Consider the following 12,061-nt stretch of genomic DNA (forward strand, 5'->3'; position numbering starts at 1 on the left):
GGACCTGATCGTCGTCCTGGACGGCGGCCGGATCGTCGAACAGGGCACGCACACCGACCTGTTGGCGCGCGGCGGCCGCTACGCGGACATGTACGCGCTCCATGCGGTCGCCTACACCTCGGCCCCCGCCTCCTCAGCCGCGCAGCACGGGCGGCAGGTCGCGGCGGGAGTGCACGCCGAGCTTGCGGTAGATCCGGGTGAGGTGGCTCTCGACGGTACGGACGGACACCGCGAGCCGGTGGGAGATCGCCCGGTCGGACAGGCCACCGGCGGCCAGTGACGCGATCTCCACCTCGCGGGCGGTGAGCGCGACCGGCTGGGCGGGCGGCGCAGCCACCCCGAGCCGCTCGCGCAGCCGGCCCACCAGCACCACGGCGTCACCGCGGCGGCTGCCGCCCTGCTGCTGGAGCGTGGCGGCCGCGCGCTCCGCGAGCCGCCAGGCCTGCGCGCTGAGGCCGAGCGCGTCGAGGCGTACGGCGTGGTCGAGCAGTTCCGTACCGGCGCCGCGGGCCAGGGCGAGCACGGCCTCCGCCCCGGTGACAAGGCGGGGCGCGTCGACGTGGCGGACGACCTCGGCCAGCCGGTCGAGGACGGCGGGCGGCGGTCCGGCGGGGCCCAGCCACGCCGCGTAGGTCAGGTACTCGGCCTCCACCGCCCAGCACCCGGCCTCCCGCGCCGCGTCCACGGCGGCCCGCATCGAGACCGCCGCCCCCGCCGAGTCCCCGCGCGCGGCCGCGATCACGGCCGCCGCCCGGTGCACTTGGCCGGGAACCACCCCCACCCGGTCCGCCCAGCACGGGGCGATGGCCTGTTCGGCGCAGTCGGGGCGCTGCTCCTCGGCCAGGCAGACGGCGAGCCAGCTGGAGGCCTCCGTCAGGAACAGGCGGGGGCCGCCGGCCTGTTGGACCACCGCCTCGCGCAGCCGTTCCATGGCGTCCGTGCGCCGCCCGCGCACCCACTGGAGGTAGCCGCCGAGCAACGCTCCTTCTCCGCCGGGCGGCGGGCCCTGCACCGCCCGGCGGCCGATGGGTCTGCGCAGGTCGGAGGCGGGCCACAGCCGCGCGAAGGCGCGCAGCGAGGGGGCGAGTTCGGGCAGGTAGGACGGCAGGGCCCGGTCCGGGGACGGGTCCTCCGCCAGTGTCGCGGCGTCCGCCGTACGGCCGGTGAGGGCGAGGGCGGCGGCGAGCGCGAGCCGGGCGGCGGCGACGCCGGGCCCGTGGGAGGCCTCGTGCAGGACCCGCTCGGCCAGCCGCGCCGCCGCGCCGGTGCGTCCGCCGAAGAGCAGGACGAGGGCGTGGACGCCGTCCAGTGCGGCCTGTGCGGTGGGCGCCGTCGCCTCGGCGCGCAGGGCGACGAGTTCGTCGGCGGCGCCCGCCGGGTCGCGGTCGGCCCAGCAGCGGTGGGCGGCGAGGGCCGTGGCGAGCCGCAGCCGGCCGCTCGGTGTGGCCGCCGCCTGGCGCGTGCGCTCCAGCACCTTGCGGGCCTGCGCGGTGTCACCCAGCTCGACCAGCGCGTGCGCCAGCGGTACGGCGGCGGCGCTGGAGCGTTCGAGCGCCCGGCGGGCGAAGCGGCACGCCAGCTCGGGGTCCTGGCGGCAAACCGTTTCCGCGGCGCGGATCAGCAGCGCCGAGTCGACCGGGCCGTGGGCGTCGAGCTGCCAGCGGGCCCGGGTCACCGGGTCGGGGCCGCTGGGGGTGCAGGCGTCGAGCAGGGCCGCGGCGAGCCGTCGGCGCCGCAGCCGGGGCAGCCGGTGGCGCAGCGCCGCGCCCAGCATCGGCTGGCCGAGCCGGACCAGGATCTGCCCGCCGATCTCCACCGTGCACAGCAGGCCCTGCTCCTCCAGGCTCTCCACGACGTCCGGGGCGACCGCTTCCAGTACGGGCAGGGAGAGCGGTTCGCCCAGGGCGACCGCCGCCAGGGCGTCCTGGTGGCACGGGTCGAGGCCGCGCAGCTCGCGCTCGAACAGTTCGGCCAGCCGGGGCGGCACGCTCAGCGGGCCCCGCCACCACCACAGGCCGCCCGCGCTCACCAGGCGGCGCGTGGCGCGGCCGTGGCGGACCAGTTCGGTGAGGAAGAGCGGATTCCCGCCGGTCCACTGGTGGAGCACGTCCACCGTGGGGTGGGCGGCGGCGCCGTCCATCAGCGCGCGCACGAGGCGGCCCGTGTCGGCGAGGCCGAACGGCGCGATGTCGAAGCGCTCCAGATAGCTGTCCTTCCAGAGCGCGACGACGGCGTCGGAGGCGGGCAGCCCCGACTGCGCGGAGACGACGAGGCGCAGATTCCCGTCACCGGCCAGGCTCAGCGTCAGGGCGGCGGACGCGTCGTCGAGGTGGTGGACGTCGTCGATGACCAGCACCGGGGTGCGCCGCCCCGCGCGGCGGGCGAGCTCGGTGCGCAGCAGACCGTACGCCTGGCCGTGGTCGAGGCGGCCGCCGACGCCGAGCAGCCCGCGGAAGACCCCGAACGGAACCTGCCGGCTCGCCTCGGTGGCGGCCGTCCAGACGACTTCGAAGCGGGCAACGCTGAGTTGTGCGGTGACGGCCGTGAGCAGGGCCGTCTTTCCGACGCCGCCGGGCCCGACGATCGCGGCCCCTCTCCTGGCCAGAACGGCCCCCAGCACCTGTTTGCGCTCCTGCTCCCTGGCGACGAACGCCCCCGGTACCAGGTCGTACGGCATTGTTCCCCCCGCGCAGGCCATCGGGCTTCCCGCGTACAACAAGCTCCCGCATGGAGCGGGGGTACCGCGTTTTCCGGCTTCCCTTTGGCCGGAACTGTGTCAAGAAGGTCGGATTCCGGTCCCTCCCGCTTGCCGGACGGTCACCCTGTGTACACCTCGATCCGGCCCTCGGCGGGTGCTCGCCGAGGGCCGGTTTCAGGTCACCAGCTCGACTTGCGCACCCCGGGCAGGAGTCCGGCGTGGGCCTGGGCGCGGACGTTGATCCGGGAGAGGCCGAACGTGCGCAGATGGCCGCGGGGGCGGCCGTCGATCGAGTCCCGGTTGCGGACGCGGGTGGCACTCGCGTCACGGGGCTGGCGGCGCAGCTCGATCCGGGCGGCCTCGCGCTCCTCGGCGGAGCTGCGGGGGCTGCGGATGACCGCCTTCAGGGCGGCCCGCCGGACCGCGTACCGGGCCACGATCAGGCGGCGCCGCTCGTTCTTGGCGATCTTGCTCTTCTTGGCCATCAGACCTTGCCTCCGCGGGCCCGGATGCGGGCCACGGCCCGCTCGATGCCGATGGAGTCGACGGTCTTGACGCCCTTGGCGCTGAGGGTCAGGCGCACATGGCGTCGCTCGCTGGGCAGCCAGTACCGCTTGTGCTGGATGTTGGGGTCGAAGCGGCGCCGGGTGCGGCGGTGGGAGTGCGAGACGGCGTTGCCGAACCCGGGCTCGCGGCCGGTGAGTTGGCAGTGGGCGGACATGGGAGAGGGCTCCTTCGTGGCCGACGGTGTTCCGTACGTCACCACCTTAACGGTAATGAAAACCATTTCGGTATAGTGGTTGTCATGGCACGCAACGAACTGCGCCCGGTGATCAAGCTGCGCTCGACCGCAGGCACGGGCTTCACCTACGTCACCCGCAAGAACCGCCGTAACGACCCCGACCGGCTCACGCTGCGCAAGTACGACCCGGTCGCCGGCCGTCACGTCGACTTCCGAGAGGAGCGCTGAGCCCGATGAAGCCCGGTATCCACCCCCAGTACGGGCCGGTCGTCTTCCGCGACCGCGCCGCCGGATTCGCCTTCCTGACCCGGTCGACCGCCACCGGCGAGAAGACCATCGAGTGGGACGACGGCCGCACCTACCCCGTCATCGACGTGGAGATCTCCTCCGCGAGCCACCCCTTCTACACCGGCACCGCGCGCGTCCTGGACACCGCCGGCCGCGTGGAGCGCTTCCAGCGCCGCTACGGAGGTACGTCCCGGTGAGCTCCGCACACCCCCGGCTGCCCGTCGTCCTGGTCGCCGGACTGCACGCGGCCGTGCGCCGGGCGGCCGTGGACGAGCTGCTGCTCGCCGCGCCCGGCGCCCAGGTCCTGCACCACGACCTGAGCACCGCCCGCGACGGCGTGGTGCGGGCGAGCGTGTGGGACGCGGCCGGTACGACCCGTACGCACGAGACGCCGCTCGTCAACGACTGCGCGTGCTGCGCCCTGCGCGAGGACCTGGTCCCCGAACTGCTCCGCCTCGCCGACAGCGGCACCTGTTCGCTGGCGGTGGTGGAGCTGTGGGACTCCGTGGAGCCCAAGGCGATGGCCGAGGTCGTCGTCGGCACCCCGGTCGGCGACCTGCACTCCGGCGCGGTGCTCGACCTCGTGGGGGTCGTCACCGCCGTCGACCCGGAGCTGCTCCTGTCGAGCCTGGGCTGCGGCGACGACCTCGCCGAGCACGGGCTCGCGGCGGCGCCGAGCGACGAGCGCACGGTCGCGGACACCCTGGCCCGCCAGCTGGAGTACGCGAACGTGCTCGCCCTCGCCCCGTCCGAGTTCCCCGACCCGGCCGACCTCGCCCTGCTCGGCCAACTCCACTCCACCGCACGGCGGGTGACCGTGGGGGAGGGCGGCCTCGCGGCCGCCGCGCGGGGCGGATTCGACGTACGGGCGGCGGCCGAACGCCAGCATCCCGCCTGTGCGCTGCTGCCCCAGGAGGCCGACGAACACGGGGTCGCCACCGTGGTGTGGCACCGCGCCCGGCCCTTCCACCCGGCCCGGCTCTACGCCGCCCTGGAGGACCTGACCTGCGCGGCCGCGCGCAGCCGGGGCCGGTTCTGGCTCGCCGACCGGCCGGACACGCTGCTGATGTGGGACGCGGCCGGGGGCGCGCTCTGCGTCGAGGAGGCCGGGCCCTGGCTCGCCGCACTGCCCGACGCCGCCTGGGAGTTGGTGCCCCCGGCCCGCCGGGTCGCCGCCGCCCTGGACTGGCACCCCGACCACGGCGACCGCGCCCAGCACCTCACCTTCACCTCGCCCGGCCTCGACCGCGACGGGCTCCTGCGGGCCCTGGAGGGCTGTCTGCTCACCGACGCCGAGTACGCGGCGGGCCCCGAGTCCTGGCAGCACCTGCCGCACGCCTTCGACGACCTGCTCACCCCCGTCCGCTGACCGCGGCACCACCTTTGGAGTACGACATGCGTTCGCGCCGCCTCACCGACAAGAAGCAGACCAAGCGCCCCAACCCGCTGGACGCGGCGGGCATCACCTACATCGACTACAAGGACACCGACCTGCTGCGGAAGTTCCTCTCCGACCGCGGCAAGATCCGCAGCCGCCGCGTCACCCGGGTCACGGCCCAGCAGCAGCGCGAACTGGCCCGCGCGATCAAGAACGCCCGGGAGATGGCCCTGATCCCTTACAGTTCCACCGCCCGCTGACCGGTGCGGTGCCCCAAAGGGGCGCGGGGAACTGCGCGACCAGCCACAGACGGCCCGCAGTCGAATACCCACACCTTCAGCGGAGCGCCTACGCTCGGTGGTGTGCTGCGAATCGTCGATCATCTCGTCGGCCGGGGGCCGCTGCGGATCTGTGCCCATGTGCCGGAGGCCGACGGGCCGGGTGACCTCACCGGGCTGCGGGTCCTCCTGACCGCCGATGTGCTCGCGCGCGTCGTCGAGCTGCGCGGCCGGGCCGTCCTGACGGGGCGGACCGGCCCGCGCGTCCCGGGCGCCGACGCCACCGGCATCCACCCCGCCGACGCCGAGGGCGCCCTGGACGAGATCGCCGACGCCCTGGGCGGCCCACCGGCCCTTCAACTGAGCGGTCGGGCGTACGAGGGCGGGGGCGGTGCGTTCGTACAGATCGCGGAAGCGCGGGTCGGCGGGAGCACGGACCTGGGAGGGGACGCGCTCGCCGTGCGTCTGTTGCTGCTCGACCGGCCGTACCACGAGCCCGTCACGGTCACGGCCGAAGCCGTCGAGGGCGCCGAACGGCTCCTCGGGCAGTGGCGGCGTGCCGTCGCCGACTGGGCGGAGGAGCCGTCCAAGCCGCTCGTCGCCGACCTGGAGCGCACGGCCCGCGACGGGCTGGAGGACAGCCTCGACACCGCAGCCGTGCTGCGGCTCCTGGCCGAACTGGCGGCGGACGCCGACGTACCGGCGGGCGCCAAGTTCGAGACCTTCGCCCGGCTCGACCGCGTCCTCGGCCTGGAGCTGACCCGCGAGATCGGCAAGGCGCCCGCCGCCGGGGCGCGGGCGTGAACCCGCTGCGGCGGCTGGTGGTCCTGCGCCACGCCAAGTCGGCGTGGCCCGAGGGCGTCTCCGACCACGCCCGGCCGCTGGGGCGGCGCGGGCTGCGCGACGCACCGGCCGCCGGGCGGTGGCTGAGCGCGGCGGACTGCCTGCCCGACCTCGTCCTGTGCTCCACCGCCCGCCGCGCCCGCGAGACATGGGAGCTCGCGGCGGCCGAGCTGGGCAGCCCGCCCCCGGTCCGCCACGACCCGCGGCTCTACGCGGCCGACGCCCGCGACCTCCTCGACGCCGTACGCGAAGGACCCGCCGACATCGAGACGTTGCTCCTGGTCGGCCACAACCCCGGCATCCAGGACCTGACCCTGCTGCTCACCGGGGAGGCCCTCGGCGAGAGCCTGGACCGGGCCGGGAGCAAGTTCCCCACCTCGGCGATCGCCGTGCTCACCTGGCGCGGCTCCTGGTCGGACCTCGCGCCCGGCGCCGCCCTGCTCACCGACTTCGCGGTGCCGCGCGGACCCCGTCCCTGAGCACCGCGCCGGGACCGGCCATCGGAGTGACCAATCGTTTCGGTGCGCCGCTGGAGCGGGGGCGGCGTGATGGAGTTGCCGCATCCGGCAGGCTCCTGGGAGAGGACGGGGTGCGATGCAGTACGGCTGTCCCGGCTGTGACGCCCTGCGGGCCGAGGCGCGTCGGCCGGGCGCCGACCTCGCCGATCTGCTGCACCGCGTACTGCTCCATGAGCTCGACCCCCATCCGTCCCCGGCGGCCGCCCCGCCGAAGGAGGAGAAGGGCCGCACGCGGCGCCCCTGAGCGGTCCGGGCCCGGCGTTGCGGATGCTCAGGCGGCCCGCTCGTAACGCAGCAGGACGACCCCGTTGCCGAACGCCCGGCTCTCGGTGAGCCGGAGCGGGACGATCGCGTCGGAGGGCGGGAACAGGGGCTTGCCCCGCCCGATGAGGACGGGGTGGACGTACACCCGGAACTCGTCGACCAGGTCGTGGCGCAGGAAGGCCGCGGCGAGGTCGGGGCCGCCCACCACCAGGTCGCCGCCCGGTCGGGCCTTGAGTGCCCGGATCTCCTCGGGGACGACCTCCCGCACGATCGTGGTGTTCCAGTCGGCCCGTTCCAGCGTCCGCGAGAACACGAACTTCGGCATGTCCAGCCAGATCCTGGCGAAGTCCCTCATCGGCGCGGTGCTCGCCGGATCGGCTTCGGCGGTCGGCCAGACCCCGGCCATCAGCTCGTACGTGACGCGGCCTTCGAGGAGGCCGCCCATCGACCGGATCTCGTCGTTGAAGTGCATGTGCAGCTCGTCGTCGACCCGGTGCCAGTCGAGCTGGCGCTCGGGTCCCTCGATGAATCCGTCCAGGGACACGGACATCATCAGGATGATCTTCCTCAAGGCGGCCTCGCCGAAGTCAGCCGGGACGGGTACGGGCGCGACGATACGCCCGCGGCGACCCCCACGGGTGACGGCGCGCGTCGCGGTGGACGGGCCACGATGGCGTGCGCCCTCAGTGGCCGAGCCCACTGACGCGCGGTCCGGGACGCGGGCGTACGGCAGTCGCCGACCGGCGGTTCTCGGCCATCGGCGGCTCCCGCGTCCCCCGTCGGGTCCGACCGCTTCCGACCGATTGGTAACCTCAGTCGTTGATCTTGGTGGGCGGTCCCGTCGGTCCGACTCGCCCACCCCGCGCGGGCGTTCGCGAACGCCCGCCCCGACCAGAATGCGAAAAGAATTTGGCTCACCGTCAGCTTCGCCGCCGTATCCGCCTCGCCGGTCACCTGGTGGCCTGCTCCACCGTGCTCGCGGTCCTGCCCGCCGCCCCGGCGCTCGCGGACTCCGGCGGCACCCCGCCCGCCCCGGGCGCGACCTCGCACCTCGACGCGGTCGAACAGGCCCTGCGCCAGGTCTCGCCGGGCCTGGAGGGCACCGTCTGGGAGCGCACCGCGGGCAACCGGCTCGACGCCTCGGGCGCCGACCCCTCGGACTGGCTGCTCCAGACCCCCGGCTGCTGGGGCGACGACAAGTGCGCCGAGCGGCCCGGGACCAAGCGGCTGCTCGCCAAGATGACCGAGAACATCTCCAAGGCCAGGAGCACGGTCGACATATCCACCCTCGCGCCGTTCCCCAACGGCGCGTTCGAGGACGCGATCGTCGAGGGCCTCAAGGCCTCGGCCGCCGCGGGCAACAAGCTCAAGGTCCGGATCCTCGTCGGCGCCGCGCCGATCTACCACCTCAACGTGGTCCCGTCGAAGTACCGCGACGAAGTCGTCGGCAGGCTGGGCGAGGCGGCCAAGAACGTCACGCTCAACGTGGCGTCGATGACCACCTCGAAGACCGCGTTCTCGTGGAACCACTCCAAGCTGCTGGTCGTCGACAACCGGTCGGCCGTCACCGGCGGCATCAACGGCTGGAAGGACGACTACGTCGACACCGCCCACCCGGTGTCCGACGTCGACCTCGCGCTGACGGGACCGGCCGCCGGTTCCGCGGGCAAGTACCTCGACACGCTGTGGGCCTGGACCTGCCAGAACAAGTCCAACATCGCCAGCGTCTGGTTCGCCTCCTCCAACGGCGCCGGCTGCATGCCGTCCCTCGCGCAGGACGCCCCCGCCCCGGCGCCCGCCGACGGCAACGTCCCGGTGATCGCCGTCGGCGGCCTCGGCGTCGGCATCAAGAACAACGACCCCGCCTCGAAGTTCAACCCGACGCTGCCCACCGCCGCCGACACCAAGTGCGTCGTCGGGCTGCACGACAACACCAACGCCGACCGCGACTACGACACGGTCAACCCGGAGGAGAGCGCCCTGCGCGCCCTCGTGGCCAGCGCGCGCGACCACATCGAGATCTCGCAGCAGGACCTCAACGCCACCTGCCCGCCGCTGCCGCGCTACGACATCCGGCTCTACGACGCGCTCGCCGCGAAGATGGCCGCCGGCGTGAAGGTGCGGATCGTCGTCAGCGACCCCGCCAACCGCGGCGCGGTCGGCAGCGGCGGCTACTCGCAGATCAAGTCGCTCTCCGAGATCAGTGACACCCTGCGCGACCGCCTCGCCCTGCTGACCGGCGACAAGGGCGCCGCCCGCGCCAAGATGTGCTCCAGCCTCCAGCTGGCCACCTTCCGCAGCTCGGACAGCCCGAAGTGGGCCGACGGCCACCCGTACGCCCAGCACCACAAGCTGGTCTCCGTCGACGACTCGGCCTTCTACATCGGCTCCAAGAACCTGTACCCCTCGTGGCTGCAGGACTTCGGATACATGGTGGAGAGCCCCGAGGCCGCCGCCCAGCTGAAGGCGAAGCTGCTCGCCCCGCAGTGGAAGTACTCGCAGGCGACCGCCACGTTCGACTACGAGCGCGGGGTCTGCCAGGCCTGATCCCCTCGCCGGACAGCCCGTTCCCGCCCGCCGTTCCTATCCGGTGCGGTCGGTCGCTTCAAGGCGCGTGGGCGGCAGGAAGTCGCGTACGTACGTCCGCTTCCAGCACGCCCCCGTCGTCCGCAGCTCGTGCCATGTCGTGTACTGGTAGCGGAACAGCCGGGCGCGGACGTAGCGGGGCGGGCTGTCGGGCGGGAACGGGGAGCGCCTGAGCAGGCGCAGGGTGTCGGGGTCGTTGTCGAGGAGGCGCTCCACCAGGGGCCCGAACCACGGCCGCGCGTAGCCCGGGGAGAGACCGGCGAACCACATCAGCCAGTCGAGCCGCAGATGGTACGGCGCGAACTGGCGCGGCCAGTGCCGCAGGTCCCCGGGCTTGCCCTTGAACTCGTACTCCCGCCAGTCGGAGTCGGCGAGCGGGAGCGGGTCCGCCATGCCCTCGATGACGACTTCGAGCCGCAGCCGGCTGATGCTGCCGAACGCTCCGTACGTGTTGACCAGGTGCAGCGGGTCGAAGGAGTAGTTCATGATCTGGCGGCGGGAGAGCAGGTTGCGCGCCGGGCGGTAGCTCAGGGCGAGCAGGAACGCGGCGACGGCGAGGACCACGGCCTCGTACCAGAGCGGGGTGGCCGCGAAGTGCCGGGTGCCGGCGGCCGGGGAGAAGTCGACGGCGGTGACGGCGAGGGCGACCGTCGTCCAGTTCAGCCAGGAGAAGTTGCCCGACAGGATCAGCCACAGCTGGGTGAGGATCATCAGCGAGGCGGCCGCCGTGGCGACGGGCTGCGGGGTGAACAGCAGGATCGGGACCGCCAGTTGCGTGACGTGGTTGGCGGCGACCTCCACGCGGTGGAAGGGCCTGGGCAGATGGTGGAAGAACCAGCTCAGCGGGCCCGGCATGGGCTGGGTCTCGTGGTGGTAGTAGAGGCAGGTCAGCTTGCGCCAGCACTCGTCGCCGCGCATCTTGATGAGCCCCGCCCCGAACTCGACGCGGAACAGCACCCAGCGCATCAGGAACAGCACGACGATGGGCGGCGCGACCTCGTCGTTGCCCAGGAACACCGCGAGGAAGCCCACCTCCAGGAGCAGTGACTCCCAGCCGAAGGCGTACCAGGTCTGGCCCACGTTCACGATCGACAGGTACAGCGCCCAGGGCAGCAGCCACAGCAGCATCGCCCCCCACAGCGGCACCCTGGCGTCCACCCCGGCCAGCAGCCCCGCCGAGACCAGGACGCCCGCCCAGGCCCAGCCGGCGAAGAACCGGTCCGAGTAGCGGAAGTGGAAGACGCTGGGCGCCCGGCGGAACGGCACCCGCTCGACGTACCAGGGGACCGGGAGCATGCCGCGCTCGCCGATCAGCGCCCGGAACTGCAGGGCCGCGCCCAGGAACGCGACGAGGTAGATCGCGGCGAGCGCCCGCTGGAAGACCAGCCGGCTCAGCCAGTAGTCGGGTGCGACGAACCACTCCACGGTTTCATTGTGACGCTGAGTGACGCGGGTGGCCTGCGGGGCCGTCCCGCGACCTCAGCGGCAGCGGGTCCTCGTCAGCGGGTTCTCGCCAGCGCCTCCACGACCAGCTCCGCCACGAGGGCCGGTTCCTCGTTCGGTGTGAAGAAGCTCGGCCCGGGAATGGTGACCACGCTGACCTGCGGGCACGCCTCCAGCGTGCACCGCTCGGCGTCGGTCGCCCCGCCGTCGCCGCTCTCGCCGTGGACCACCCAGGCGGGCACCCCGGCCTCGCACAGACGGGGTGCCACCGTGCCGTGGCGGTCCAGGTACCGGAGGTAGTCGCGGACCGCGCGGCGCACGGCGCGCGGGTCGTTCCGGCGCAGGTCCGCGATGAGCGAGGCGACGCGGTCCGGGGGCAGCGGGCTCTGTTTCGCCATGCCGCCGACCAGCTTCAGCATCGCGCTGTACGGCAGGTGTCCGAGCACGTCCGTGAGCCGGTCGAGAGCCCGCAGGAACACCGCCTCGTCCTGGCGCGAGAAACTGGGCGCGAGCAGGACCACCGGTCCCCGGAACGCGCCCGACCCCGCCATCTCCAGCGCGACGTTGGCCCCCATGCTGTGCCCCACCACCACATCACACCCGAGCTCCGCTGCGCACTCCGCCGCGAGCCGCGCGTAGTTCTCCACGGTGGTGTCGCGGGGCGCGGGCGTACCGCCGTGCCCCGGCAGCGTCACCGCCACCAGCCGCACCCCGGCCAGCGCGGGCTCGGCCATCAGCTCCTCGTACTGCCCCGCCCGGCACATCCCGCCGGGCAGCAGCAGCGCACTCCCACGCGCCCCCGCCACCCCGCTCTCGCGACGCTCCCAGCTCGCCCACGCACCACTCATGTGCACCTGCCCACGGCGTGACGGCCCGGCCTTGATTCCACGGTACGCCGGTCCCCTCGGCCACACCGCCCGACCGGGCTCCCGTACCCTTCGGAGGGTCAACTCCCCGTCACCCACAATGAGTTGATTTCACGCTTTGCCTCACGCCGTCGTCCCCGGGTCGGGCACAGTCGGT

The 12,061-nt window shown here is 73.6% G+C and carries 14 protein-coding genes; 8 read left to right on the forward strand and 6 right to left on the reverse strand.

Annotated elements, in window-relative coordinates; all coding sequences use genetic code 11:
• Positions 1-133: 133 nt before the first annotated feature.
• The 3 genes from QIY60_RS27800 to rpmB form a co-directional block, all read right to left on the reverse strand.
• Positions 134-2,677 (reverse strand): LuxR C-terminal-related transcriptional regulator, encoded by a 2,544-nt coding sequence (locus QIY60_RS27800; RefSeq protein ID WP_283144911.1) that lies wholly within the window; start codon positions 2,675-2,677, stop codon positions 134-136.
• Between the two features lie 200 nt (positions 2,678-2,877).
• Positions 2,878-3,183, reverse strand: a complete 306-nt coding sequence (rpsN, locus tag QIY60_RS27805; protein ID WP_283144912.1) for a 30S ribosomal protein S14 — start codon at positions 3,181-3,183, stop codon at positions 2,878-2,880.
• Entirely contained in the window at positions 3,183-3,419 is a 237-nt protein-coding gene (gene rpmB / locus QIY60_RS27810) for a 50S ribosomal protein L28 (RefSeq protein WP_283144913.1), read from the reverse strand. The genes rpsN and rpmB overlap by 1 nt, the downstream gene beginning before the upstream one ends.
• A gap of 84 nt (positions 3,420-3,503) precedes the next feature.
• Between rpmB and rpmG the strand changes: the two genes are divergently transcribed.
• The 7 genes from rpmG (at position 3,504) to QIY60_RS27845 (ending at position 6,989) form a co-directional block, all read left to right on the forward strand.
• A complete protein-coding gene (rpmG, locus tag QIY60_RS27815) occupies positions 3,504-3,668 on the forward strand; it encodes a 50S ribosomal protein L33 (RefSeq protein ID WP_044382365.1) in 165 nt (54 codons plus the stop codon).
• Positions 3,669-3,673: 5 nt separating this feature from the next.
• Positions 3,674-3,925 carry a type B 50S ribosomal protein L31 gene (locus QIY60_RS27820; protein WP_283144914.1) on the forward strand — a complete coding sequence of 84 codons (252 nt, stop codon included), beginning with the start codon at positions 3,674-3,676 and terminating at the stop codon, positions 3,923-3,925.
• Complete coding sequence (locus QIY60_RS27825) at positions 3,922-5,097, forward strand: GTP-binding protein (protein WP_283144915.1); 1,176 nt, start codon at positions 3,922-3,924, stop codon at positions 5,095-5,097. The genes QIY60_RS27820 and QIY60_RS27825 overlap by 4 nt, the downstream gene beginning before the upstream one ends.
• Before the next feature lie 26 nt (positions 5,098-5,123).
• Entirely contained in the window at positions 5,124-5,366 is a 243-nt protein-coding gene (gene rpsR / locus QIY60_RS27830; protein WP_283144916.1) for a 30S ribosomal protein S18, read from the forward strand.
• Between the two features lie 102 nt (positions 5,367-5,468).
• Complete coding sequence (locus QIY60_RS27835) at positions 5,469-6,188, forward strand: hypothetical protein (protein ID WP_283144917.1); 720 nt, start codon at positions 5,469-5,471, stop codon at positions 6,186-6,188.
• Complete coding sequence (locus QIY60_RS27840; RefSeq protein ID WP_283144918.1) at positions 6,185-6,706, forward strand: histidine phosphatase family protein; 522 nt, start codon at positions 6,185-6,187, stop codon at positions 6,704-6,706. Before QIY60_RS27835 ends, QIY60_RS27840 begins: the two co-directional genes overlap by 4 nt.
• Positions 6,707-6,821: 115 nt before the next feature.
• Positions 6,822-6,989, forward strand: coding sequence for a hypothetical protein (locus QIY60_RS27845; RefSeq protein ID WP_283144919.1), 168 nt, complete (start codon positions 6,822-6,824; stop codon positions 6,987-6,989).
• A gap of 27 nt (positions 6,990-7,016) precedes the next feature.
• Here QIY60_RS27845 and QIY60_RS27850 read toward each other — a convergent pair whose 3' ends face one another.
• A complete protein-coding gene (locus tag QIY60_RS27850; RefSeq protein WP_283144920.1) occupies positions 7,017-7,580 on the reverse strand; it encodes a dihydrofolate reductase family protein in 564 nt (187 codons plus the stop codon).
• Between the two features lie 338 nt (positions 7,581-7,918).
• Between QIY60_RS27850 and QIY60_RS27855 the strand changes: the two genes are divergently transcribed.
• Positions 7,919-9,556 (forward strand): phospholipase D-like domain-containing protein, encoded by a 1,638-nt coding sequence (locus QIY60_RS27855; RefSeq protein WP_283144921.1) that lies wholly within the window; start codon positions 7,919-7,921, stop codon positions 9,554-9,556.
• Between the two features lie 36 nt (positions 9,557-9,592).
• On the opposite strand, the gene QIY60_RS27860 is transcribed toward QIY60_RS27855, so the two are convergent.
• Both QIY60_RS27860 and QIY60_RS27865 read right to left on the reverse strand, forming a co-directional pair.
• Positions 9,593-11,020, reverse strand: coding sequence for a lipase maturation factor family protein (locus QIY60_RS27860; protein WP_283144922.1), 1,428 nt, complete (start codon positions 11,018-11,020; stop codon positions 9,593-9,595).
• A gap of 74 nt (positions 11,021-11,094) precedes the next feature.
• On the reverse strand, positions 11,095-11,886 hold the full coding sequence (locus QIY60_RS27865; RefSeq protein WP_283144923.1) for an alpha/beta hydrolase: 792 nt from the start codon (positions 11,884-11,886) through the stop codon (positions 11,095-11,097).
• Between the last annotated feature and the right edge of the window lie 175 nt (positions 11,887-12,061).

Source organism: Streptomyces sp. BPTC-684, from assembly GCF_030028635.1.
Taxonomy (GTDB): Bacteria; Actinomycetota; Actinomycetes; order Streptomycetales; family Streptomycetaceae; genus Streptomyces; species Streptomyces noboritoensis.

Excerpts from the sequence above, each read along its gene's own strand:
- QIY60_RS27800 (WP_283144911.1), bottom strand. The coding sequence starts at position 2,677 with ATGCCGTACGACCTGGTACCGGGGGCGTTCGTCGCCAGGGAGCAGGAG.
- rpsN (WP_283144912.1), bottom strand. The coding sequence starts at position 3,183 with ATGGCCAAGAAGAGCAAGATCGCCAAGAACGAGCGGCGCCGCCTGATC.
- rpmB (WP_283144913.1), bottom strand. The coding sequence starts at position 3,419 with ATGTCCGCCCACTGCCAACTCACCGGCCGCGAGCCCGGGTTCGGCAAC.
- rpmG (WP_044382365.1), top strand. The coding sequence starts at position 3,504 with ATGGCACGCAACGAACTGCGCCCGGTGATCAAGCTGCGCTCGACCGCA.
- QIY60_RS27820 (WP_283144914.1), top strand. The coding sequence starts at position 3,674 with ATGAAGCCCGGTATCCACCCCCAGTACGGGCCGGTCGTCTTCCGCGAC.
- rpsR (WP_283144916.1), top strand. The coding sequence starts at position 5,124 with ATGCGTTCGCGCCGCCTCACCGACAAGAAGCAGACCAAGCGCCCCAAC.
- QIY60_RS27845 (WP_283144919.1), top strand. The coding sequence starts at position 6,822 with ATGCAGTACGGCTGTCCCGGCTGTGACGCCCTGCGGGCCGAGGCGCGT.
- QIY60_RS27865 (WP_283144923.1), bottom strand. The coding sequence starts at position 11,886 with ATGAGTGGTGCGTGGGCGAGCTGGGAGCGTCGCGAGAGCGGGGTGGCG.